This is a genomic window from Streptomyces sp. NPDC034111 (assembly GCF_055575375.1).
Genome location: NZ_JBVIST010000005.1, coordinates 401,026 through 425,380, shown reverse-complemented (window position 1 = coordinate 425,380; position 24,355 = coordinate 401,026). Strand labels below are relative to the sequence as shown.

The following is a 24,355-nucleotide window of genomic DNA, read 5'->3' as shown; positions in this document are numbered from 1 at the left end:
TTCCGGATCTGGCACGACGTCGCCCGGGAGCTCGACTACCCCGACGCGCTGCGGCCGCTCATGGTGTGCGCGTACAACCTCGACGACTGGGACGAAAGCTGGGGAGTCCCCGTAGAAACGCTCAAGAACCACGTGATCGAGGCAGCCACACACTTCCTGATCCAGCAACCAGCGGCCGAACACTGACTGACTCCCGGCGGACGGCCCTCAGCTGACGCCTCCCGGCTGCTGGGGGTGACGAGGAGTTTCTGGTGACGATCGGTGCTGCCGCTGCCGTCCTGTGCGCCTTCGTGTGGGACCTGCCGACAGGAACACATCGACCTCTGGCTCACCTCCGAACCCCACCAGGGCCCTTACGCCGCCGGTCCTTTCGTCGCCTGGGCCGTCCGCAGCAAGTTCGCCTCCGGGATCAGCATCCCCACCCGGGCCCATCGGGTCTCCTACCGCCCGCTCGATGCCGACGAACGATGGAAGATCGCCCGCCAGCTCCTCAACGACGACTCCTTCGAGACCAAGGACCGCGTCGCCGGCCTGATGGTCCTGCTCTACGGCCAGACTCCCGCAAGGACCTGCCGCCTGACCACCGACCACGTCCTGCACGACGAGGACGGTGTCGCACTGCGCATCAACAAGACACCGCTCAGGCTGCCACCACCCCTGGACGCCCTTGTCCTGCAACTCGTCGACATCGCGCACAGCCATGAGCACGCGGTCTACAGCAACGAGACAAACGCGCCCTGGCTGTTCCCGACCCAGCGTCCCGGACGAGCACTGACCAGCAGCCGGCTCGCGACCCGTCTGCGGAACATCGGCCTCCCGTCCGAAGCCGGACGATGCGCCGCCCTGCTCGACCTTTGCACGCAGATGCCACCGGCCGTGCTGCAACGGCTGCTCGGTATCAGCCCTATGGCGGCCGAAAGATGGTATGCCGGCGCGGTCAGAATGGCCTACGCAGCCGAGGTGGCCCGTCGATCGTGAGCTGCACGTTATCTGGAGTGCTCAGGAGCCGTAAGGCAAGTAAGCCAAGTGGGTCCGATCGGTCCGTGCCTTACAGATATCCGGGAGGTCGTCAGGCACGACGGCAGGTCAACGACGGGCGTGTTCGGCGGCCTGGATGAGGTCTGCCGCGAAGTCCGGATTCTCCCCGTTCCAGCGTCGCAGGCCCTGCGCTCGGGTAGCTACGACGAAGTGACAAGTAACGGCCTGTAGTCAACGTGGCCTTTGGTTTCTTGAAGCCCGACTGGCAGCGCGAGCCGCTCCGGCCACCATGATCAATCTCACCGTTAACCGCCGTACGGCTACTACTCGCCCCCGGCGATTCGCATGCGGTCGGGCAGAGGTGGGAATAGCCCAGGTACTCATGTCCGCAGAGTGAGCAATCCTCGGGGGAACATTGACGGGTGACCGTCTCGGTGCGGCCAGCCCAGCTCGCCGCACCCGGCGCTAGAAGATAACGGCTCGGTTTAGCCTCCATCCGATAACGATCGTCATATGGGGCTTTTTGCTGCTGCTGGTGGTGCTCGGCGTGATTGTTGCGCACACCTACCACGGCACTGGCGAGCCGTGCCGGGGCGACGTCGGGGCCTGCTATCCCATCCGTTGAGCTTGCCGAACTGGCCAAACTCCCACCGGACGTCGTCCAGGTCGAGCATCCGTGCCTCGTTGATCCGCAGTCCCAACGGCCTGCGGTCACCCGAACCCGGAATAACACGCCGTCACATCGGCTACAGAGAGCTACTTGTCACTTCGCTGTAGCTACCCGAGCGCAGGCAGGGCCTCGATACCCGCGAGTTCGCGGAGACCGAGGGTTCTTCATCGGGAACCCGCGGATCCGATGCCGATTTTTTCGGGGACGGGCCCATGGGTTCGTGGTGAACACGCCGGGTCGGTTTCGAGATCAGACTGGAGAAGCTGCCGGGCCGAGTCCGCGTAACGGATGGCAGTCTTCTCGTCGATGCCGAAGACGAGGGCGAGGTGGAGCGGGTCAGCGCCGTGCGTCAGGGCCTCGTCGAGCTGGCGGTCGACACGGAGCCGTTCGAGGGTGGCGGTGAGGTTGCGGGTGGCGCGCGTGGTCCAGAGCTTGCCGACCGAACCAGGCCCGCACCTGGTCCAAGTGCCCGACGTCCCCGCGGATCGTGCCGTCCGCGAGCCCCGCCGAGGCCCGCGCAAGAACGAACCCGGCGAGCACGTCGGTCTCGAACTGCTCCAGATTCCTCCGCCGAGACCGGATCACGGAACTCGCGCAGGTCGCGTACGACAGCCAGCGCCAACCCGAGCCTCCTCACCTTCAGCCCGACTACACACTGGTCGGACACGATGGGAACGCTTCAAGAATCCCGAAGTTACGTCACTCGACGACAAGCCCCCAGGAAGAGGTGGAACCCCTGGCCACAGGGGCAGGACCTCAGTGGGGTTCAGCGGAACTCACGGGAGGTCACACAAACGTTCGCTTCCCGGGTTAAGGCCGCGCGTATGCGGTGATGAGGTTGCGCGGGGTCAGGGGCAGAGCTCCGAGATCGCGCTCTCCGTGGACTGGAGCGACAGCTGGTCCACCGCGAGTTTCGCCTCCAGGGACGCCTTCATCTGCAAGAGGGCCTCGATCGCCCTCAAGTCCGGGTCGGGCTGCCTTTTGAGCTCAGCGATGTCCTCGCGCAGCTTCTCGAGGTTCTTTTCGTGGCGAACGATCTCCTCTCGAAGGCCCTGCGCCCCCTCCTCCAACACCTCACAGAAGCTCTGACGCACGCTTTGGGTCACCATCCTGGTGCTCCCCTCTCTTGTGGTTCTCGGTGAACCCAGTCTGCGGTCCCGGCCGCCGTCCCGCGCGCGCACACTCGCGACCGCCGGTCCGTTCGGGGGAGACACAGCAGCGCACGTCCGGCAAACGCACCGGGGCCATCCGCGCCTCCTCACCTTCAGCCCGACTGCGAATCGGCCGGACGAAGTGAGAAGGCTTCAAGAATCCCGAAGTTACGTCACTCGGCGCCGAGACACCCGGAGGAGGAAGGACCCCCTGGCCACAGCGGTCGAGGCTCATTGGGGCTCAGGAGAACTCGCGTGATGTCGCACAGGAGTGCGGCCTCCCAGCCGGCCCGGGTCCGTTGGAGCGCCTGGTGGAGACGTTCGGCCGGTACCTCGAAGACGCCTTCGTGCTCGGGCCTGCTGTACTCGTGCGGCCTTAGACCGTGTCCTATGTGGTGAGGCGGTCGTTGGTTCGGTCATGGGGCGGGGTACGTGGAGTTGGATTGTTCCGGACGGGCTGTGGGAGGTCGCGAAGCCGCTGATCCCTCCGTCGAAGGTGCGGCCGCAAGGCGGAGGAACACAGGACACGCCTGATGAGACGCTGTTCGCGGCCATCATCTACGTCCTGGTCAGCGGCTGCTCCTGGCGCCAACTACCGCCTTGCTTCGGGATATCGAAGTCGACTGCTCACCGAAGGTTCCTGATCTGGTCGAGAGCTGGCGTCTGGGGTCGCCTGCACGAGGCCGTGCTGCATCGGCTCGACGACGCCGGCCTCATCGACGTCACTCGCGTCGTCCTCGATACCGCCCACGTCAGGGCGAAAAAGGGGGCGAACACACAGGTCCGAGCCCCGTGGACCGGGGTAAGCCGGGTTCCAAGATGCACATCCTGTCGGACGCGGACGGACTGCCTCTGGCCGTCGGCGTCTCGGCCGGCAACACCCACGACAGCGAAGGGCTGAAGCCCATGGTGGCGGGTCACCAAACGAGACACGACCCCCACAACGGCCGCCACTTCAAGCCCCAGCGCCTGCACGCAGACAAAGCCTACGACCGTGCCGACCTGCGAAAATGGCTTCGCGGCAAGCGCATCGGAGTCCGGATCGCCCGAAAGGGCATCGAGTCCAGCGAACGGTTGGGGCGGCGCCGCTGGGTCATCGAGCGGACCATGTCGTGGCTGTCCGGCTACCGCAGACTCAGCCCCCGCTACGAACGCAATCCCCGCAACTACCTCGCCTTTCTCGGACTCGCCGCAGCCCTCTGCTGCTACAAGCGACTCGTCCGCCTCACCACATAGGACACGGTCTTAGTGGTCAACGCTCGAATTGCTTCGGGGGGCGATCCCAGAACAGGATTTGTGGCGAGACCGGTCCGGGTGTCTTGGTTGCGGAGCGAGGCTGCTGCCAGGGTAGAGCCGCCGTGTCAGCACCGCCGCTACCGCTGCCGGCCCAGTCGCTGATCGCCCAGTAAGGGGTGTCGTTGACGGTAACCAACAGTCCGTGGCGGGCCCCGGGTTCAACCTGGTACGACTCCTGCCGTCCACCTACCGATTCCGGTGGGCGTGGATGCAGAACGGCCGTTCGCACCGCGGCTACTGCTGCTCCCACTGCTCCTTGGTGATCTCGTACCGTACGCCTCCGTGCTCGGAGCCCTCGATCATCTCCATGTCGGAGGGAGTAGGGATGGTGTCCGCGAGCGTCATTCCGAGCTTCTCCATGATGTTGCGCGAACTGTGGTTCACGGACATCGTCGCAGCCCAGACCATGCGCACACCGAGCTCCGTGAACGCCTTGCCGAGCAAGGCCCGCGAGCCCTCGGTGGCATAGCGCTTGCCCCAAGCCGCCTGCCGCAGCCGGTAGCCGAGTTCGGCTTCGTGCAGCGGGCCCTCCGGCTCGGGACGCAGGTGGAACCAGCCGATGAACGCGCCGCCGTCCTTCTCGTGCGCGGCGAATAGTCCGAGGTCGCCGCCCCACTTCTCGTAGCCGGCGAGGATGTTCGGCAGGTCGCGCTCGCGGACGAGCTCCGGCGCGGTCGGATTGCCGCCGGTCAGGTAGCGCATCACCGACGGGCAACTGTCCAGCTCGATCAGCAGGTCCGCGTCATCGGCAGTGAAGCGGCGCAGGGCCAGGCGCTCGGTCTCCAGGTAGGTGTCCACGAGTCGATCATGTCTGGAGCAAGTCGGACAGCCCAACGGTTTTCCTCGGCAACTCGGGGGCTTTGCCATGACGCCAAGGCCCTCCGGGATGGGTGGAGCGGCGGCTTCGAAAACCGCTTATTGAAAAGCGTTATCATTTCCTGTTAGGTTTCCTCGGCGACTGGACGTACTGGGCGGCCGGTTTCGGCGAAAGGTGACGTGGTGGGGGCTGGGCACATAGCGCGCAGGTCTGTTCTGCGGGGAATCGGCAGTGGAGCCGTCGTGGCGGCGGGTGGTGGGCTGTTGGCCGCCTGTGGTGGTGATGGCGGGAGTGGTGGGCCGGCCGCCGGTGGTGGCAAGCCGCGGCGTGGAGGGCGGCTGCGGGCCGCTTTCGCCGGGTCGAGTGCTGAATCGGCGAGCGTGGTGCAGGCGACGGCGACGGCCGTGGACTATGTCAGGGCCCGGCTGATCTGGGACACCATCGGCGAGATGGACGGCAGCAAGCCCGTGTGGCGGGTCGCGAAGTCCGTTGAGTCCAATGCCGATGCGAGTGTCTGGACCGTACGCGTCCGGGACGGCCTCACCTTCAGCGACGGGCGTGCCCTGACCGCCGAGGACGTGCTGTTCACGTTGCGGACCTTCGCGAGCCAGCCCACCACGCAGAGTGCCTACTTGGCCGGACTGGATGTGAAGGCGTCCAGGGTTCGCGACAAGCACACGCTCGAACTGCGCCTCACGAGCCCGGACGGGTTCTTCGACCTGGCGCTCGCGCAGTCGATGTTCGTCTTCCCGGCCGGCACCAAGGACTTCACCAAGGCGCTCGGCTCCGGGCCTTTTGTCCTCAAGGACTGGTCGAGGGGGAAGAGCAGTCTGTTGAAGGCGCGCAAGGACTACTGGGGGGAGGGCGGTCCGTATCTCGACGAGATCGAGCTGCTGTCCGTCGCGGAGGCCGGGGCGCGGCTGAATGGGCTCAAGGCAGGGCAGTTCGACTACGCGGGGGCGCTGACGCTGGCCACCGTCCGTGCCGAGGCGAAGAACCCGGACCTGAAGATCACCACCGCACCGCGCGAGCTGTGGGGTGAGCTGTCCTTCAGCATGAATCTCTCGGCGGCTCCCTTTACGCATCCGGAGGCCGTGCAGGCGGTGCGCTGCGCCATTGACCGCGAGGCCATGGTGCGTACCGTCACCTACGGGCTGGGCGAGGTTGCCGACGATGCGATGGGTCGTCACCAGGAGTGGTATGACACCTCGTTGCCGCGTCCTGATCACGACCCCGACAAGGCGCGTCGCCTGATGTCCTCGGGCGGGTTGAAGGGGGCCAAGCTGTCCGTGCGTACCAGTGACTACGAGTACGGGCCGCTGGAAGGGGCGACGGCCTTTGTCGAACAGGGGCGGGCGGCCGGGCTGCGGGTCGCCGTCGACAAGGTGCCGGCCGCGGACTTCTACGCCGATATGAAGGCATTGCTGGCGGCGCCGCTGAAGACCAGCTTCTACCACCCGCTGCCGCTGCCGCTGGCGCTGAGTACGTACTACGGGCCGCGCGCCTCGTATCCGTTCACCGGCCCCTCCAGCGGCACCCTCAACGGGCTGATGAAGGCCATGCACGCCGCGGTGGGGGAGGGCAAGCGCGTCCGCGCGGTCCACGACGTTCAGCAGCATCTGCGGGAACACGGTGGCGATGCGGTGTTCGCCCGTGTGCCCACCGTCGCGGGCGCGAAGCCGGCCGTGGGAGGGGTCAAGGCGCTCGGGTTCTTCGACTACCCGTGCCTGCGTGATGCCTACCTTGCCGCCTGACCGTCCGATGGGCCGCATACCGGGGTGGGGTCAGGCCGCATGGTGGCTGCGGCGGATCGCCGCCGCGGTTGGCACGCTGCTCGTCGCCTCTCTGCTCGTCTTCGCCGCGACCACGCTCGCGCCGGGCGATGCGGCCGCCGCCCGGCTCGCGGGGCGGGGGGCAAGCGCGCAACAGATCGCCGCACTGCACCACAGCCTGGGCCTGGACCGGCCCGCGTGGGAGCGCTACGCGAGCTGGCTGTGGGGCGTGCTCCACGGCGACCTGGGGCGGTCGTACGCGGGAGGGGAGGAAGTGTCCCGGTTGATCGCCGAACGAGGCGGGAATTCCCTGCTGTTGGGCGTCCTCGCGGCGGCGCTGCTGGTGCCACTGGCGATCGGGCTCGGGCTGTGGTCGGGGCTGCGCGCAGGGCGGACCGCGGACCGGCTGGTGACCACCAGCACGCTCACCCTCGTCAGCCTGCCGGAATTCGTCATCGGCACCCTGCTCATCCAGCTTTTCGCGGTGGGTACGGGCTGGCTGCCGGCCGTCTCGGTGCCGCCGTCCGGAGCGAGTCCGTTGTCCCAGCCGCAGATCCTGGTGTTGCCCGTCCTGACCCTGCTCTCCGTCTGCCTGGCCCAGAATGTGCGCCTGATCCGGGCCGGGACAGTGGCGGCCGCGGATTCGGACGCCGTACGGACAGCCCGGCTAGGTGGGATTCCCGAACGCCGCGTGGTGCTGCGATGGGTGCTGCCGTCCGCGGTGGTCCCCGCCGTGCCGGTACTCGCCCGCTATCTCGCCTATCTGCTCGGCGGGACGCTCGTCGCCGAGACACTGTTCGGCTACCCGGGACTCGCGGCAGCCCTCGTCAATGCCACCGCGGCCCGTGATGCGCCCGTCGTGCTCGGTGTCAGCATGCTCATCGCCACCGTGACCGTGCTGATGAACCTGGTGGCGGACGCGCTCGCCGCCGCCCTCAACCCTGCGGCCAGGAGGACCAGTTGAATCGGCACATCCGGTGGAGAAGGGCCGGCGCGACGGCGGCCGGAGCCGTGCTGGCCGGCACTGTGCTGCTCGCCGTGCTCGGCCCGTGGCTCGCTCCGCATCTGCCCGGTGCCGTGGCCGACATGCCGTACGCACCCTCCGGCGGTACCGCGCCGCTGGGAACCGACCACCTCGGCGCGGATGTGCTCAGCCGCTTCCTGGCAGGCGGGCGGACGCTGGTGCTGCTCTCCGTGGGTGCGCTCGCGGTCGCGTACGCCGTGGGCGCGGGCGTCGGAATGCTGGCCGCGCTGCGTGGTGGGGCCATTGATGCCACCGTTCTGCGGCTGGTGGATGTGCTGCTCAGCCTGCCGTCGCTTCTGCTGCTCAGCGTGGTCGTGGTGGCGGTGGGGCGGGGAACGGCAGGGGTGGCGGTCGCGACTGCCGTGGTGCTCTTCCCGGAAATCGTGCGTGTGGTGCGGGCAGCCGCACTCCAGGCCCTGCAACACGATTACGTCGAGGCGGCGGTGGCGCGAGGCGAACGCAGCCGCTACGTGCTGGCGCGCGAGGTGCTGCCCAACCTGGCGCCGGTGCTCGCCGCCGACGCCGGAGTACGGTTCGTCGGCGCGGCGTTCACCGTCGCCACCGCGAGCTTCCTTGGCTACGGGGCCCAACCGCCCGCCGCCGACTGGGGACTGATGATCCTGGAGAACCGTGACGGGCTCGCTCTGCAACCGCTCGCGGTCGTGGTCCCCGCCCTCGGCATTCTCGTACTGCTGCTGAGCGCCAACCTCCTCATCGACGTCGTTCTGCCCGCCGCGCGCCCGGTGCGTCGCGCCGGCAGGCCGTCCTCCGCCAAGGACGGCCTGCATACCGACAGCTCGCATCACGCAGTGGCCCTTCGTATCGAGGACGTGACCGTTGAGGCGGACGACGGCTCACGTGTGCTCGACGCGGTCGGGCTCGAACTGGCCCGAGGCCGGATCCTCGCCCTGGTAGGAGCCTCGGGCTCCGGCAAGACCACGCTCGCGCTGGCCGCCTTCGGTGAACTCCGTCCTGGCCTGACGCTGCGCGCCGGTTCCGTTCACCTGGCAGGCCGGTCCCTGCTCGGGATCCGCGCCCGCGCCCTGCGGCGACTGCGGGCCCGGCACGCCGCGTATGTGCCGCAGGATCCCCGCACCTCGCTGTCGGCGACCTTGCGGGTGGGCGACCACATCGGGGAGTTCCTGCGGGCCCGGGGCGTCCCGCGGGCCCAGCGGACGGAGCGCATCCGTGCAGCCCTGCGCACCGTCCGGCTCCCCGATGACGAGGGCTTTCTGCGCCGCCGGCCGCATGAACTCTCCGGCGGACAGCGGCAGCGGGTGGCCCTGGCCGCCGCGCTCGCCCACCGCCCCGATCTGCTGGTGCTCGACGAACCCGCCAGCGCCCTGGACCCGGTCACGGCCGCCGGGCTCCTCGCCGATCTGGGCAGGATCCGCGAGCAGGGCGGCCCTGCCGTCGTGCTGATCGCCCACGATCTGGCGCAGGTTGCTTCGGTGGCGGACGAGGTGGCGGTGCTCGACCGCGGTCGTATCGTCGAACACGGTCCGGTTGCCCAGGTCCTGGCGAGCCCGGTGAGTGAACCCGCCAGGCGCCTGGTCGCTGCGGCCCGTTCCGCCGCCGTGCCACGGAATTCCGGCGCGGCGGGCGCGGGCCCGGCCGAGGGCGTGCTCATGCTGCGCGGCCTCCGGGTCCGGCGCGGCGCCAGGAGCGTGCTGGAAGGCATCGACCTGACGGTACGTCCCGGCGGCTGTCTGACCGTGGTGGGTCCCTCAGGCGGTAGCAAGACCACGCTGCTGCGTTGCCTCGCCGGACTGCATCCCTCCTGGGAGGAGGGCGAACTCAGCCTGGCGGGCGAGGACGTGGCGCGAGGTGTGCGTGGCCGTGCCCGTGAGCAGCTGCGCTTGGTGCAGCTTGTCCCGCAGGATCCGTACGACTCCCTCAATCCGCGCCACTGTGTGGAGCGGATCGTCGCCCGCCCGCTGAGCCTGTTCCGACCGGAGCTGGACGGGGAAGCTCGCCGGGCGCGAGCACACCTGCTGCTGGAGCGGGTGGGTCTCGACCGCGCCCATGGTGCTCTGCGGCCGGACCAGCTCTCGGGTGGGCAGCGTCAACGTGTCGCGCTTGCACGGGCGTTGGCCGCGGAGCCCGCCGTGCTGCTGTGTGACGAGGTGACCAGCGCCCTCGACGCCCCGACAGCCGCGACCGTGCTGGCGCTCCTCGACGAACTGCGGCGGGAGCTGGGACTCGCCGTCGTCGTGGTCACCCATGACATGACGGTGCCGGTGCGCCTGGGCGGTGACCTCGCGGTGCTCGCCGACGGCCGGATCAGGGAGACCGGACGGGCGGAAGCGGTCATCGCGGCGCCACGCGATCCGGTGACCTCTGAACTCCTCTCCGCCGTACCGGTGTTGCCCACCCAGACGGCAGTTCAAGAAGAGCGCACTGGATGAACAACCTCACCGAGTACCCGAGAAGGGCAGGACCGATGCCGTCCCAGCGAGCCATGCGAGGCCAGCCTCCGACCACCGCCGCCCCCGACGCACGATGGCTGCGCCGTCCGCGTCCGCAGCGGGATCCGGCTGTGCGGCTGCTGTGTCTGCCCCATGCCGGCGGGTCGACGTCGCTGTACCGCGCCTGGTCCGGCCTGTTGCCGCCGGCGATCGAGCCCGTCCTCGTCTGTCCGCCGGGCCGGGAGGACCGGCTCGATGAGCCGCTGCCGCAGGACATGGATGAGCTGGTCGAGGGCCTCGCGGAGGCCGCGGCGGGGCTGCTCGACCGGCCGTGGGCCGTGTTCGGGCACAGTATGGGCGCGACGGTCGGGCAGGAGCTCGTCCTCCGGCTGCTGAAGGAAGGGCACCGGGCGCCGGAACACCTCTTCGTCTCCGCGCGCGAGGCGCCGCAGTACCACCGGGGCGGCACCGTTCATCTGCTGGACGAGGAGGCGCTGTCGGCGGAGCTGGTGCGTCTGGGCGGCACGCCTCCTGAGCTGCTGGAGATGCCCGAGGTGCGGCAGCTGGTGCTCCCCGTGGTGCGCGGTGACTACCGGCTGATCGAGACGTACCGGGCTTCGCCCTCCGGGCCGGTGCCGTGCCCCGTGACCGCGCTCATGGGTGCACAGGACGACGAAGTGACCGCCGAGGAGGCCGCGGGCTGGAAGCGGTGGACCACCGGTCCCTTCCAGCTGCTGACCTTCCCCGGCGGCCACTTCTACCTCTCGGACCGGCCTGACCCGGTTGTGGACGTTGTGCGCCGCCGGCTGCTCAGCCGCGGGTAGCCGCCGCGGCGGCAGGCTCGTCCTCGTCCTCGTCTGTCGTCCCGGCGGCGTCCGGGGCCTGGTAGGCGTCCTTGTCGCGGACGAGGACCAGGCTCGCGGCCGCGGCCAGCAGGCCGGCGATCCCGGCGATCCAGAAGATCTGGGACAGCGCTTCGGTGTAGGCGCTGTGCGCCAGGTCCAGGACGGGGCCGCGCGCCGCCTTCGGTACGGCGGCGCCGACCGCGTCGAACTGGCCCGCTGTCACCAGCTTGCGCAGCTGTCCGGCGGCCGCGCGCGGCACGGAGTGTTCGCTCAGCGCGGCCGTGGACATCACCGTGTTGACCTTGCCGGTCAGTACGACGCCGAAGAGGGCGACACCGGTGGCGGTGCCGAGCGGGAAGAAGCTGTTGGCCGCGCCCGAGGCGGTGCCGGCCCGGGAGGGCGGTACGACGTTGACGGCCAGCGACAGCAGATGGGGGAGGGTCAGGCCCGCGCCGAGGCCGATCAGCACCAGCATGGGCAGCAGGACCGTCCAGTCGTCGCCCGGCTTGATCCCTACGGTCAGCAGGATTCCGATGCCGACCGCCACCATGCCGAGCGCGAGGACGCGGGACACCGGCATCACCTTCGCCAGCACCCCGCTGAGCGGTGCGCCGATCATCAGCGCGATCGACTGAGCCAGGAGGACCAGCCCGATCCTGAGCGGCGTGAGGTGGAGCATGCCGCCGAGCCACAGGGTCAGGAAGGGCAGCATGCCGAAGCTGAAGATGCGGGCGGCGAAGCTGAGCAGCAGTGCGCCACTGAAGCTGGGGATCGCGAACAGCCGCAGATCCAGCATGGCGCGCGGTCCCAACCGCCACTGCACCACGATGAAGGCGGTGGCCAGGAGCGCTCCGACGGCCAGTGCCGTCAGCACGATGGGGGTGGTCCAGCCGTCCTCGGAGCCTGTCAGCAGGCCGTAGTTCAGCAGGAAGAGCGCCAGGACGGCCAGTACCGCACCCGCATGGTCGATCTTCCGCGAGCTGTCGGGGTCGGCGCTCTCCGGTACCTTCCGAACGGCGCCGTAGAGGATCAACAGGCCGATGGGCACGTTGACGGCGAAGAGGTACGGCCAGCTCAGCCACTCGACGATGGCGCCGCCGACCAGCGGTCCCAGCGCCGCGGAGACGGCGCCGCCGGCCGTGAACAGGCCGATCGCGGTCGTCCGGGCCTTGGCCGGAGCTCCCTCGAAGGCGCCGGAGATCAGCGCGAGCGAGGTCCCGAGGACCATCGCGCCGCCCGCCCCCTGGACGGCGCGGGCGGCGATCAGCACCCCGGCGTCCGGAGCCAGTGCGCAGGCGGCCGAGGCGAGGGTGAAGAGAGCGACACCGGCGAGGAAGACCTTCCGGCGGCCGATCAGGTCGGACACCGAGCCTGCCGTGAGCAGCAGGGCGGCGAAGCTCAGCGTGTAGGCGTTCACGATCCACTGGAGGCTGTCCAGCGAGGCATCCAGGTCGGTGCCGATCTCGGGCATCGCCACATTGACGACGGTGATGTCGAGCGTCATCAGCGCGGCTGCCAGCGCGGTCACGGCGGTCGTCCAGCGCCGTGCGCTGCGTATCCCGGGCGGGGTGGAATCCTCCGCTTCCTCCTTCAACTCTTCGGTCCCGCCGCTGCCTTGGGCGGCCTGGGCTTCAGTCATGGCATTCCTCTCGGGTTCGGTCGTGCGGAACGACGCTAGCGAGATTCCAGCCAGTTGTAAATGAAAATCATTGCCATTAGTGTGGGTGTGGCTGGACCGGAATATGCCTTGAGGAGGCTGAATCCAGGTGTCACAGGAACCCGCGGACGCGGTGCTCGATCTGCCCGGTGCTGTCGGCGAGGTGCTCGGCGTGCGGGTCGAGGAGATCGACGAACAAGCCCCTCTGATCCAGCTCGGACTGGACTCGCTGGCGATGATGCGGCTGGCCGGACGGTGTCGCCGCGCCGGTCTCGACATCGGATTCGCCGACCTGATCAGCGCACCGACCCTGGCGGCCTGGCGGCGGCTCGTCGGCGAGCGGCAGGGGAGTGGTCAGGGCGAGCAGGCCGCCAGCGTCGACGAATCCGAGCCCTTCGAGCTCGCGCTGATGCAGCACGCCTACTGGGTGGGCCGAAGTGAAGGGCAGCAACTCGGCGGTGTCGCCGCGCACTTCTACCACGAGTTCGACGGGCAGGACGTGGACCCCGCTCGCCTGGACAGCGCGGTGCGGGCCGTCCTCGCCCGGCACGGCATGCTCCGGGTGAGCGTCCTCGACGACGGACGCCAGCGCCTGCTGCCCGAGAGCCCCTGGCCGGGACTGCGCGTCCACGACCTGCGGGAGACGGGCAAGGCAGACGCCGAGCAGCGGCTGGCCGAATTGCGCCGTCAGCTGTCGCACCGCCGGATGGACCTCGCCGTCGGCGAGGTCTTCGACGTCCAGCTGACGCTGCTGCCCGACGCCCTCAGCAAGGGCGGCACGCGACTGCACATCAATCTGGACATGGTCGCCGCCGACGCCCTCAGCCTGCGGGTCGTCCTCGCGGACCTCGCCCGCGCCTACGCCGGCCCCGAGACGCCACTGCCGGCCCTCGACTACAGCTTTCCGCGCTACCTCGCCGAGCGCCGCGCCGCCCGTGAGTCACCGGCCCGCAAGAAGGCTCTGGAGGCCGATCGCGCGTACTGGCAGCGGCGGCTGCCGGAACTCCCGTCCGCGCCCCGGCTGTCGGTCGCCGGCGCCGGCGCCGAGGCCACCGCCACCACCGTCGTACGACGCCATCTCCACCTGGACTCCGACCGGATGCGGCGCTTCGAAGCGGCCGCACGGCGCCATGGGCTGACCCCCGCGATGGCCCTCGCCGCAGTCTTCTCCGAAACGCTTCAGGCCTTCAGCGCCGAACCGGACTTCCTGCTGAACCTTCCGATGTTCGACCGCGAGCCGCTGCACCCCCAAGTGGCGTCGCTCGTAGGAGACTTCACGTCATCGATGCTGCTCGCCTGGCACGGCGCGGCACCCGGCACCTTCGCCGAGCGCGCCGCACGCCTCCAGGAGCGCTTCCACCAGGACGCCGCACACGCCGGATACTCCGGCGTCGAGGTACTGCGCGACGCCTCCCGGCTGCACGGCGAGCGCGTTCTCGCCCCCGTCGTCTACACCAGCGCGCTCGGGTTGGGCGAACTGTTCTCCGACGCCGTACGGGAGAGCTTCGGCGAGGCCACCTGGATCATTTCCCAGGGTCCGCAGGTCTGGCTCGACGCCCAGGTCACCGAGGTGAACGGCGGCCTCCTCGTCAACTGGGACGCACGCGAAGACGCATTCGAGCCGGGCGTCCTCGATGTGATGTTCGACGCCTACGCCGCCCTGCTCGACCGGCTGCTGACCGACCCGGAGTCCTGGGGCGTCCCCGTACCGCCGATGCTGCCCGCCGGGCAGCTCCAGGTACGGGCCGAGGTGAACGACACCGTGTGGCAGACCGGCGTGGCGCGGCTGCACGACGGGTTCTTCGCCCGCGCGGCCGAAACGCCGGAGGCGCCGGCGCTGCTCTGGAGCGACGACGGCGTCCTGACCTACCGCGAACTGGCAGACAGGGCCCTCAAGCTGGCGGGCCATCTCTGCACGCGCGGGGTGCTGACCGGCGACGTCGTGGCGGTCACCCTGCCCAAGGGCCCCGAGCAGATCACCGCCGTACTCGGCGTACTCGCCGCAGGTGCCGCCTATCTGCCGCTGGGCACCGACCAGCCCCCGGCCCGGCGCGAACGGATCCACACCTCCGCCGGGATCCGCCTGGTGCTGGACGACCTCACCGTGCCGGACGACACCGAGCCGCTGCCCGCGCCTGTCCCCGGCAACGCCGACGATCTCGCCTATGTCCTCTACACCTCGGGCTCCACCGGCGAACCCAAGGGCGTGGAACTCACCCATGCCGCCGCGATGAACACCCTCGCCGACCTCAACGACCGTTATGCAGTGGGAAGGCCGGACCGAATCCTGGCGCTCTCCGCGCTGGACTTCGATCTGTCCGTGTACGACGTCTTCGGCACTCTCACTGCAGGCGGCGCGGTGGTCTGCGTGGAGGAGCCCGCGCGTCGCGACGCCGCCCACTGGGCCGAGCTGGCCCGCGCCCACGGCGTGACCGTCGTCAACTGCGCGCCCGCGCTGCTGGACATGCTGGTCACCGCGGCCGAAGCGGACGGTCTCCCGGACCTGCGACTGGTGCTGCTCGGCGGCGACTGGGTGCCGCTCGACCTTCCCGGCCGGCTCCGGTCCACCGCTCCCGGCTGCCGCTTCGTGGCGCTCGGCGGCACCACCGAGACCGCCATCCACTCCACCGTGTGCGAAGTCGGCAAGGTACCGGCCGACTGGGTTTCGGTGCCGTACGGGACCCCGCTGCGCAACCTCAGGTGCCGGGTCGTCGACCCGCTCGGCCGTGACTGCCCGGACTGGACGCCGGGTGAACTGTGGATCGGCGGCGCCGGGGTCGCCCGCGGCTACCGGGGCGACGCGGACCGCACCGCCGAGAAGTTCGTCGAGTGGGAGGGGGTGCGCTGGTACCGCACCGGCGACCTCGCACGCTACCGGCCCGACGGGACCCTGGAATTCCTCGGTCGCGCCGACCATCAGGTCAAGGTGCGCGGAGTGCGCATCGAGCTGGGAGAGATCGAGGCGGCGCTGGCCGCGGCCCCCGGCGTGCGGCGAGCCGTGGCGGTGGTCGGCGCGGACCGCCGGCTGGCCGCCGCGGTCACCGGTGACACCGACCTGGACCGGTTGCGCGCCCATGCCGCCGAGCGGCTGCCCAGCGCGATGGTCCCCGAACTCATCGTGGTGCTCGATGAGGTGCCGCTCACCCTCAACGGCAAGACGGACCGCAAGGCCGTCGCCCGTATCCTCGGCGAGCACACCACCAGCACATCCCGCTGCCCCGGCACCCCACCGCGGGGCGAGGCGGAGGAGCGGGCCGCGGCAGCCTGGTCCGCGGTGCTCGGCGTCCCGGACATCGCCCGCGAGGACAACTTCTTCACCCTCGGCGGCGATTCCCTGCTCGCCACCCGTCTGGTGGCCCGACTCCGGCAGGACGGCCACGGCGACATCCAGCTGGCCGACCTCTTCGCCCACCCGCTCCTCGCGGACTTCGCCGCGAAGCTCAGAGTTGGTGGCGGCCGGCGTGCGGAGCCGGTGCTCCAGCCCGACCCGGACCATCGGCACGACCCCTTCCCGCTGACCGAGGTGCAGCGCGCCTACTGGCTCGGCCGCGGCGAGGACTTCACGCTGGGCGGCACCGGCTGCCACTTCTACCGCGAATACGACGTCGAGGACCTGGACGTTGCCCGGCTGGAGTCCGCGCTCAACCGCCTCATAGCCCGCCACGACATGCTGCGCGCGATCGTCGACGACCAGGGCGAGCAGCGGATCCTGCCCGAGGTGCCGTGGTTCACCGTCCCCGTCACCGACGCCGGGCCCGACCCGGAAGAGGCCTGCGCGGCCCTGCGGGAGGACGCCTCGCACCAGATGTTCGATCCTGGCTCGTGGCCGCTGTTCGCCGTCCGCGGCGTACGCAGCGGACGCCGTACCCGCCTCGGCATCGGTATCGACAACCTTGCGCTGGACGCCCTGAGCATCCTCATCTTCTACGCCGAGCTGGCCACGCTCTACGCCGACCCGGAGGCCGAACTCCCGCCCGTAGGCGTCTCGTTCCGCGACTACCTTCGCTCCGTCGACCCCGACCCCGAATCGCTCGCCGCCGCGCGCGCCTACTGGACCGAGCTGCTTCCCGCGCTGCCGCCCGCCCCCGCGCTGCCGCTCGCCAAGGACCCGTCCGACGTCGTGCGCCCCCGCTTCAGCCGCCGTGCGGCCCACCTGGAGCCGGAGCGCTGGCAGGCCCTCGCCGAACGGGCCCGGCAGTACGGCCTGACCCCGTCCGGCGTTCTGCTCACCGCCTTCGCCGAAGTACTGGGCCGGTGGAGTGCGCGAGCCGACCTCACCCTCAATCTGACCCTGTTCGACCGCCGGGACATCCACCCGGACATCGGCAACGTCCTCGGCGACTTCACCTCACTGATGCTGGTCTCCTCCCGCCCGCAGCCCGGCGACAGCTGGCTCGCAAGGGCCCGACGGGTCCAGGAGGAGCTCTGGCGCTCCCTCGACCACCGGGAGGCCTCCGCCGTCTGGGTGCTACGGGAGATCGCCAGGCGGACCGGCGATCCTGAGACCACCATGCCGGTGGTCTTCACCAGCGCGCTGGGTGTCGGCGGCGAGGTCCCCCGAGAGCCCTTCGTGCGGCCCGCCTGGGGTGTCTCCCAGACGCCGCAGGTCTGGCTCGACCACCAGGTCACCGAGGACGGCGACGGGATCCGCCTCAACTGGGACGCCGTCGACGAACTCTTCCCCGAGGGCCTGCTGGACGCGATGTTCACCGCGTATCTGCGGCTGCTCGACAAGCTCGCCACCGGCGACTGGGACGCCCCCGCCCCCGAGCTGCTGCCCGCCGGCCAGCGCGAGGTGCGGGAGACGGTCAACGCCACCGGGTCCGGTGAGCCGGGCCTGCTGCACCATGCGTTCTTCCGTCGGGCCGTCGAACAGCCGCACCGTACCGCGCTGTTGTGGGGCGACGACGGCGCGATGAGCTACCGCGAGCTGGCGGACCGTGCGCTGCGGCTGGCCACCGTCCTCACCGAACAGGGCGTACGGCGCGGCGAGACGGTTGCCGTCCACCTTCCCAAGGGACCCCAGCAGATCGTGGCGGTACTCGGCGTACTGGCCGCCGGCGCCGCATATGTCCCGGTCGGCATCGACCAGCCGGAGGCGCGGCGCGAGCGGATCCACCGGCTCGCCGGAGTACGCCTGGTCGTCACCGACGGTACCCCGATGGAGGAGCCATCCGGCGTGCGGAGCGTCGCCGTGGACGCTGCGCCCACCCTGGATCTGGCCGCAGCCCCCGTCGAGCTCTCGCCGGACGCGCTCGCGTACGTCATCTTCACGTCGGGCTCGACCGGAGACCCCAAGGGCGTGGAGATCACCCACCGGGCCGCCGCCAACACCGTGACCGACATCAACGAGCGGTTCGAGGTGACGGAGTCCGACCGGACGCTGGCGGTGTCCGCGCTCGACTTCGACCTGTCCGTCTACGACATCTTCGGTCCGCTCTCGGCCGGCGGCGCCCTGGTCCTCATCGAAGAAGACGACCGGCGCGACGCGCGGCGCTGGCTCGACCTGGTACGCCGTCACCGGGTCACCGTGTGGAACACCGTGCCCGCGCTGCTCGACATGCTGCTGGTCGTCGCCGAAGGCGCCCAGGCCCCTGACCCACTGCGCTTGGCGCTGGTGTCCGGTGACTGGGTGGGCCTCGATCTGCCGGGGCGGTTGGCCGAGCAGTGTCCTTGGAGCCGGTTCGTCGCGCTCGGCGGTGCCACCGAGGCCGCCATCTGGTCGAACGCGTATGAGGTCGAGCAGGTGGACCCGGCCTGGCGCTCGATTCCGTACGGCCATCCGCTGCGCGGCCAGCGCTTCCGCGTTGTCGACCCGTTCGGCCGGGACTGCCCCGACTGGGTGCCGGGCGAGCTGTGGATCGGTGGCGCCGGGGTCGCCCGCGGCTACCGCGGCGCCCCCGAGCTGACCACCCGGCAGTTCGTCGAGGAGGGGCCCGAGCGCTGGTACCGCACCGGTGACCTGGGGCGCTACTGGCCGGACGGCACACTGGAGTTCCTCGGCCGGGCCGACCAGCAGGTCAAGATCCGTGGTCATCGCATCGAGCTCGGTGAGATCGAGGCCGCGCTGCGGGACGCCCCCGGCGTGGGCCGGGCGTGCGTTGCCGTTGCCGGTGAGGGCGGCGCCCGCCGTCTGGTCGCGGCTGTGCTGCCGGCTCAGGGAGCCGGCGAAGCAGTCGTCGACAGTGCCCAACTTCCGGCATCCGTAGGGAGGTTCCGAGCCGAAGCCGTCCGTACGGAAGGCGCGGTGGCGGAGGCGTTCCTGGCCCGGCTGCTCGGCTTGGACGAGAGCACGGACGGGCTGACGGTTCCGCAGTGGGCGGCCCGCCTGGAGCTGGCCGAGGAGCAGCTGCCGGTGCTGCGGCTCTGGCTGCGCTGGCTGGTGGAGCGGAAGGTCCTGATCGTCCGAGGGGCGACCTACGCGGCAGGCCCCGAGGCCGCCGCGGCACTCGCCCGGGATACCGCCACCGGAGCCCCGGGCGCCTACGGCGAGCTGATCGGCCGCGCACACAAGCAGCTGACCGGGCGCCTGCGGGACTACCGCCAGATCCTCGCCGGACGGCTGGACGCCGCCGTGCTGCTCGACGACGATGTGCTGGCACCGGCCCGCCTGGCGGGCGCCGACCCCGGCAGTGACCACGCGGTCGAGGAGATCGCCCGCCGGATTGCCGGGCTGGCCGAAGCCGCCGGCCGTCCGCTCGATGTCGTCGAGCTGAACGGCGGCGACGGGCAGGGCGCCGCACGGCTGCTGGACCGACTCGCCCCGGGCCAGGTGCGCTACACCCTGCTCGACGCCGACCCGGCACAGCTGGAAGCGGCCCGCCGCCGCCTCGCGGACCTGCCGCACGAGGTCGACTGCCAACGGCTGCCGGGCCTCCTCGTGCCCGACGAGCTGCGGCACCGCTTCGACCTCGTCCTGGCCGACCAGGTACTGCACCGCTTCCCCGACCCTTCCCACGGTCCCGCGCTGGCAGGACTGCTGACCCGGCAGGGCGGCACGCTCCTGGCTGTGGAACGCGCCGAGCTGACCCCGGTGGCTCTGCTGACCGCGACACTGCTCGACCGGGGCTACACCGGATTCGACCGCGAGCGGCGCAGCGCGGGCACCCCGATGCTGTCCGCGGGGCGCTGGGGTGAACTGCTGGGTGCCGCTGGGTTCGACGAGGTGGTGCACCGCCCGCTGGGCGACTCGTTCAGTGAACTGCTGGCGGCCCGCAGGCCTGCGTCCGCGCCGGACCTGGATCCCGCGGTGCTCCGCGAGCAGGCCGCGGCACGGTTGCCGGCCCACATGGTGCCCGAGCGGGTCGACATCCTGCCGTGGCTGCCCCTGAGCACCAACGGCAAGGTCGACCGGTCGGCGCTGGCCGCGCTGGCCACGGCCCGCAGCACCGAGGACCCCGACGAGCCGCCCCAGGGCGAACTGGAGCAGGCCCTCGCCGGCATCTGGTGCGAGCTGCTCGGGGTGGCCGCGGTCGGCCGTCAGCAGAGCTTCTTCGTGCTGGGCGGTGACAGCCTCCTGGCGACCCGCTTCCTGGCACAGCTCACCCAGCGCTACGGCGTACGGCTGCCGCTGCGTCGGATGTTCGCCGCCCCGACCCTGTGCCAGGTCGCCGAGTCGCTGGCCCACGAGCTGGCGGAGCGCCAAGGGACGGACAGGGACGACGAGATCGAGGAGGGCGCGCTGTGATCGGGATACTCGGTGGCTATGGCGCCGTGGGCGGCCACGCCGCGCGGCTGCTCGGCCGATGGGGCGCGGGACCGCTGCGGATCGGCGGCCGGGACGCCGTACGGGCCAAGGAGTTCATCGCCGACCACCTGCCGGACGCCGACGCACATGAGGCCGCCGTCGACATCGACGACGACACCTCACTGGCCGCCTTCGTCAGGGGCTGCTCGCTGGTGGTGCACTGCGCCGGTCCCTCGTACCGCACCTCCGAGCGGGTGACCTACGCGGCGCTGGTGGCCGGAGCGGATGTGGTCGATGCCGGAGGCGGTGACCACCTGGAGCGGATCAGGACAGCCGTCGGCGACCGCACCGCCCTCTACGCGGCCGGCGCACTGCCCGGCCTGTCAGGGCTGCTGCCCCGCTGGTCCGCCGCACGGCACTTCGACACCGTGCACGGACTGACCGCCTATGCGGGGGTGCTCGACCGGTTCACCGCGGCCGGCGCGGCGGACTACCTCGAGGGTGTGCTCGGCGGTGCCAACGAGCCGCTCGCCGCCTGGCGGGACGGGGCGCGACGGTCTGGGACGCTGACCCGGCTGAGCGGACACCGGCTGCCCTACTTCGTGCGGGAGGTGACCGCTCATCCCTACCTCGACGCGGAGGGGGAGCGGCTGGCCCGCGACCTGTCGCTCACCCATGGCAGCTGGTACACGGCCGTGGACGGCGTACAGCTGCCGGCCGTGCTCGACGCAGCGCGCGGCCTCGACCGTGCCTGCGCGGTCGCGGGCCTGTGCCGGGCCACCGCCCTCGACACCGCGGGCCGCACCCCGTACGTCACCCTGCTCGCCCAGCTCGACGGCAACGCCGGCGGACGGCCCGCGACCCGCACCGCGGTGCTGCGGGCACCCGGCATCGCCCCGCTCACCGGCGCGGTGACGGCGGTCGCCGCACTCGCGGTGCTCTGTGGCGAAGTGCCCGGCGGCGCCCGGTGCGCCGACGCCGCGCTCGATCCGGTGACCGCGGTGGAACGGCTCCGGGCCGAGCCCGGCATCTGCGAACTGACCATGCACGACGCGGCGATCGACGAACTCGCCGTGGCCGAGGAGGGCGCGCTGTGAACGGCCGCAGGCTCAAGACTGTGGTGTGCGGAACGACGTTCGGCCAGTTCTATCTGGCCGCACTCGCCGCCCGCCCCGCGGAATTCGAGATCGTCGGCGTACTGGCGAACGGCAGCCAGCGGTCGGTGCAGTGCGCCGCCCGCCACGGCGTGCCGCTGTACACCGCGGTCGCGGAGCTGCCCGACGACGTGGACCTCGCCTGCGTCGTCGTACGCTCCGGCGTGCTGGGCGGTACCGGCACCGAGCTGGCGCTGGAGCTGCTGCGCCGCGGCATCCACGTCGTCCAGGAACAGCCCGTGCACCATGACGACCTGGTGGCCTGCCTGCGCGAGGCGCGCCGCAACGGCGTCCGGTACCGGCTCGGCGACCTCTACGTACGGCTTCCCGCGGTACGGCGGTTCGCCGCCGCCGCGCGCAAGGTGCTGGCCCGGCAGCCGGTGGCGTATGTCGATGCCGCCTGTGCCTCGCAGGTCGCGTTCCCGATGCTGCACATCCTCGGCGACGCGCTCGGCGCCGTACGACCCTGGCAGGTGAGCGCGGCGGCCGCGGACGAGGACGCGCCGTTCGCCGTGCTCACCGGCCGGATCGGCGGCGCGCCCCTGACACTGCGGGTGCACAACCAGGTCGACCCGGACGACCCCGACAACCATCTGCATCTGCTGCACCGGATCACCCTCGGCACCGACGGCGGGGCACTGACCCTGACGGACACCCACGGCCCCGTGCTGTGGAGTCCCCGGCTGTACATCCCCGAATCCGTCAAGAACCGCTTCGACTTCACCGCCCCCGGTACCGGGCATCTGACGGAGTCGAGCAGCGCCCCGCTCGGCCCGGCCGTCCCACCGGACTACCGGCACGTCCTCCAGGAGCAGTGGCCGGCCGCCATCAGCCAGGACCTGGGCGCGGCACGCGCGGCCATCCTCGGCGCGCCGGACGCCGAACGGCCCGAGCAGTACCACCTGACCCTCAGCCGCATGTGGCAGGACCTCACCAAGGAGCTGGGCTACCCGTCACTGCGGCCCGGACAGCGCCACCAGCCCCTCTCCGCAGCAGAGTTGACGGTACCGGCGGCACCGGACGATCCCGCAGAGCTGATCCGGTATGCCGCCGGCGCCGCTGACCGCCGGGTGGGGCCCGTCGACCGCCGGCAGGTACGCGACTTCGTACGACAGCTGGACGACGCGGTGCTCGACTCGATGCTCGGCGCGCTGCAACGCTCCGGGGTCCTCACCGACCCGGCGTGCGGCCAGTCGCCGCAGGAGATCCTCACCGCGGCCCGGGTCGCACCGCAGCACCAGGCGCTGATCGGGCGCTGGCTGCGGGTGCTCGCCGACCGGTCCGTGATCGAACGGGACGGTACGGGCTTCCGCGGTGCGCCACCGGTGGATCCGGACGCCGTGGACCGGGCCTGGGACAGCGCCGCCACCACGTGGCAACAGGGGCTGGGATCAGCCGAATTCATCGACTACCTCCGCGACAACGCGCGGCGGCTACCCCAGCTGATGACCGGGGAGCAGCAGGCCGCCCTGCTGCTGTTCCCCGAGGGCAGCAGCGAGATCGCGGACGCCGTCTACCGGGACACCATCACCGCCCGCTACCTCAACACCGCGGTGGCCCGTGCCGTCAGCGCGCTCGCCGACGACCGCGATGACCTCTCCCGCCCGCTGCGGATCGTCGAGGTCGGCGCCGGCACCGGTGCGACGACCGAGGAAGTCGTCTCCGCTCTCGCGGGGGGCCCGGAACGGACACCGCCCATCGACTACCTCTTCACCGATGTCTCGCACTTCTTCGTGGCCGCGGCCAAGGAGCGCTTCGCCGGGCAGCGGTGGATCCGGTACGGCTGCTACGACATCGACCGCGACCCTGCCGCCCAAGGACTGGCCCCCGACTGCGCCGATGTCGTGATCGCGGCAGGGGTGCTCAACAACGCCCGGGACACCGACGCCACGCTCCGGGCCATCTCCGGGCTGCTGGCCCCGGCCGGCTGGCTGTTCATCACCGAGCCGACCCGCGAGCACCTGGAAATCCTCGCCTCGCAGTCCTTCATGATGACCACCGCCGACGACGCCCGCCGGACGTCGGACACCACCTTCCTCTCCCGCCGGCAGTGGCTCGATGCCCTCACCAGCGCCGGATTCGAGCGGATCGCCACCGCACCGGACGAAGACCATCCGCTGGCGCCCCTGGGGCAACGGCTGTTCGCCGCCCGCGCCGGCCGCATACCGTCAAGTGGAGTAACACCGTGTTGAGTTGCAGCCACGTCCTGTGCAAGGTCGACGACATCCGGTCGGCCGTACGGGACTACCAAGAGCTCGGCTTCACCGTCGAATGGGGCAGCGCACCCGAGCGCGCCCACAACGCCCTGCTCTGGTTCGAGCGGGGACCGTTCATCGAATTCTTCCAACTCGCCTCTGCCTTCCGCCTGTTGAAGTGGCCGATGAGCGCCGTGAACGGCGTGGCGGCCGGGGACCGGCTCGCGCGCTGGGCCCGCCCAGGAGAAGGCTGGCGCGATCTCGCGCTGGAAACCGACACCACAGCGCTGCACGGTACGCACCGCGCCCTGCGGACGAGCGGGAGCCGGGTGTCCCGCGTCATGAAGGGCCGCCGCACCCGTCCGGACGGCGACCGCGTGGGTTACCAGTTCCTGGCCACCCGGCCCGCCCGGCTGCCGTTCGTGGTCTCCGCCTACGACCCGCCGCAGCGCCCCACAGCCGTACGGCACCCCAACGGCGCCACCCACATCCGCACCGTACGGCTGGGGATCGCGGACCACGACCGGCCCGCATTCGACGCGCTCGCCGGCCACCTCGCCGAGGAAGGCCCGCTGCGGGTGGAACAGGCCCCGCACACCGGCGTCATCGACGTCGAACTGGCAGGAATCGACGAGCGGTTGGACCGCCAGAAGCTGCATGGCGCCGTCTTCTCGGCCGCCGTCGCCCGGAAGGAGTAGCGG

At 70.7% G+C, this 24,355-nt stretch carries 13 protein-coding genes and 1 pseudogene; 11 read left to right on the top strand and 3 right to left on the bottom strand.

Annotation, left to right across the window (positions count from 1 at the left end):
• Both ACZ55A_RS16450 and ACZ55A_RS16445 read left to right on the top strand, forming a co-directional pair.
• Nucleotides 1-186, top strand: a pseudogene (locus ACZ55A_RS16450) (hypothetical protein); the annotation flags it as partial.
• Between the two features lie 75 nt (nt 187-261).
• The gene (locus ACZ55A_RS16445; RefSeq protein ID WP_468840077.1) at nt 262-978 is read left to right on the top strand and encodes a hypothetical protein; all 717 of its coding nucleotides are present in this window, start codon (nt 262-264) and stop codon (nt 976-978) included.
• Between the two features lie 1,518 nt (nt 979-2,496).
• Here ACZ55A_RS16445 and ACZ55A_RS16440 read toward each other — a convergent pair.
• Entirely contained in the window at nt 2,497-2,757 is a 261-nt protein-coding gene (locus tag ACZ55A_RS16440) for a hypothetical protein (RefSeq protein ID WP_468840074.1), read from the bottom strand.
• 460 nt (nt 2,758-3,217) lie between these two features.
• Between ACZ55A_RS16440 and ACZ55A_RS16435 the strand changes: the two genes are divergently transcribed.
• A protein-coding gene (locus ACZ55A_RS16435) for an IS5 family transposase (protein ID WP_468840071.1) occupies nt 3,218-4,035 on the top strand; the annotation gives its coding sequence in 2 pieces (ribosomal slippage) (nt 3,218-3,560 and nt 3,560-4,035; 819 coding nt in all).
• A gap of 294 nt (nt 4,036-4,329) precedes the next feature.
• Here ACZ55A_RS16435 and ACZ55A_RS16430 read toward each other — a convergent pair.
• Complete coding sequence (locus ACZ55A_RS16430) at nt 4,330-4,893, bottom strand: GNAT family N-acetyltransferase (protein ID WP_468840068.1); 564 nt, start codon at nt 4,891-4,893, stop codon at nt 4,330-4,332.
• Between the two features lie 399 nt (nt 4,894-5,292).
• Here ACZ55A_RS16430 and ACZ55A_RS16425 point away from each other — a divergent pair, with 399 nt between their 5' ends.
• From ACZ55A_RS16425 to ACZ55A_RS16410, 4 genes are read left to right on the top strand one after another with little or no spacing between them, the layout of a single operon-like run.
• A complete protein-coding gene (locus ACZ55A_RS16425; RefSeq protein ID WP_468840066.1) occupies nt 5,293-6,666 on the top strand; it encodes an ABC transporter substrate-binding protein in 1,374 nt (457 codons plus the stop codon).
• Complete coding sequence (locus ACZ55A_RS16420; RefSeq protein ID WP_468840063.1) at nt 6,656-7,648, top strand: ABC transporter permease; 993 nt, start codon at nt 6,656-6,658, stop codon at nt 7,646-7,648. Before ACZ55A_RS16425 ends, ACZ55A_RS16420 begins: the two co-directional genes overlap by 11 nt.
• Entirely contained in the window at nt 7,645-10,116 is a 2,472-nt protein-coding gene (locus tag ACZ55A_RS16415) for an ABC transporter ATP-binding protein/permease (protein WP_468840060.1), read from the top strand. The genes ACZ55A_RS16420 and ACZ55A_RS16415 overlap by 4 nt, the downstream gene beginning before the upstream one ends.
• 53 nt (nt 10,117-10,169) lie before the next feature.
• On the top strand, nt 10,170-10,940 hold the full coding sequence (locus ACZ55A_RS16410) for a thioesterase II family protein (RefSeq protein WP_468840057.1): 771 nt from the start codon (nt 10,170-10,172) through the stop codon (nt 10,938-10,940).
• On the opposite strand, the gene ACZ55A_RS16405 is transcribed toward ACZ55A_RS16410, so the two are convergent.
• On the bottom strand, nt 10,927-12,600 hold the full coding sequence (locus tag ACZ55A_RS16405) for an MFS transporter (protein WP_468840054.1): 1,674 nt from the start codon (nt 12,598-12,600) through the stop codon (nt 10,927-10,929). The genes ACZ55A_RS16410 and ACZ55A_RS16405 overlap by 14 nt on opposite strands.
• A gap of 127 nt (nt 12,601-12,727) precedes the next feature.
• On the opposite strand from ACZ55A_RS16405, the gene ACZ55A_RS16400 reads away from it, so the two are divergent.
• From ACZ55A_RS16400 to ACZ55A_RS16385, 4 genes are read left to right on the top strand one after another with little or no spacing between them, the layout of a single operon-like run.
• Nucleotides 12,728-20,305 carry an amino acid adenylation domain-containing protein gene (locus ACZ55A_RS16400; RefSeq protein WP_468840051.1) on the top strand — a complete coding sequence of 2,526 codons (7,578 nt, stop codon included), beginning with the start codon at nt 12,728-12,730 and terminating at the stop codon, nt 20,303-20,305.
• Complete coding sequence (locus ACZ55A_RS16395) at nt 20,302-21,402, top strand: saccharopine dehydrogenase NADP-binding domain-containing protein (RefSeq protein WP_468840046.1); 1,101 nt, start codon at nt 20,302-20,304, stop codon at nt 21,400-21,402. Before ACZ55A_RS16400 ends, ACZ55A_RS16395 begins: the two co-directional genes overlap by 4 nt.
• Nucleotides 21,399-23,651, top strand: a complete 2,253-nt coding sequence (locus tag ACZ55A_RS16390; protein ID WP_468840038.1) for a Gfo/Idh/MocA family oxidoreductase — start codon at nt 21,399-21,401, stop codon at nt 23,649-23,651. The genes ACZ55A_RS16395 and ACZ55A_RS16390 overlap by 4 nt, the downstream gene beginning before the upstream one ends.
• A complete protein-coding gene (locus ACZ55A_RS16385; protein WP_468840035.1) occupies nt 23,645-24,352 on the top strand; it encodes a VOC family protein in 708 nt (235 codons plus the stop codon). The genes ACZ55A_RS16390 and ACZ55A_RS16385 overlap by 7 nt, the downstream gene beginning before the upstream one ends.
• Nucleotides 24,353-24,355: the final 3 nt, after the last annotated feature.

What these genes read in the sequence shown, in the direction of transcription:
- ACZ55A_RS16440 (WP_468840074.1), bottom strand. Translation starts at nt 2,757, where the DNA reads ATGGTGACCCAAAGCGTGCGTCAGAGCTTCTGTGAGGTGTTGGAGGAG.
- ACZ55A_RS16410 (WP_468840057.1), top strand. Translation starts at nt 10,170, where the DNA reads ATGCGAGGCCAGCCTCCGACCACCGCCGCCCCCGACGCACGATGGCTG.
- ACZ55A_RS16405 (WP_468840054.1), bottom strand. Translation starts at nt 12,600, where the DNA reads ATGACTGAAGCCCAGGCCGCCCAAGGCAGCGGCGGGACCGAAGAGTTG.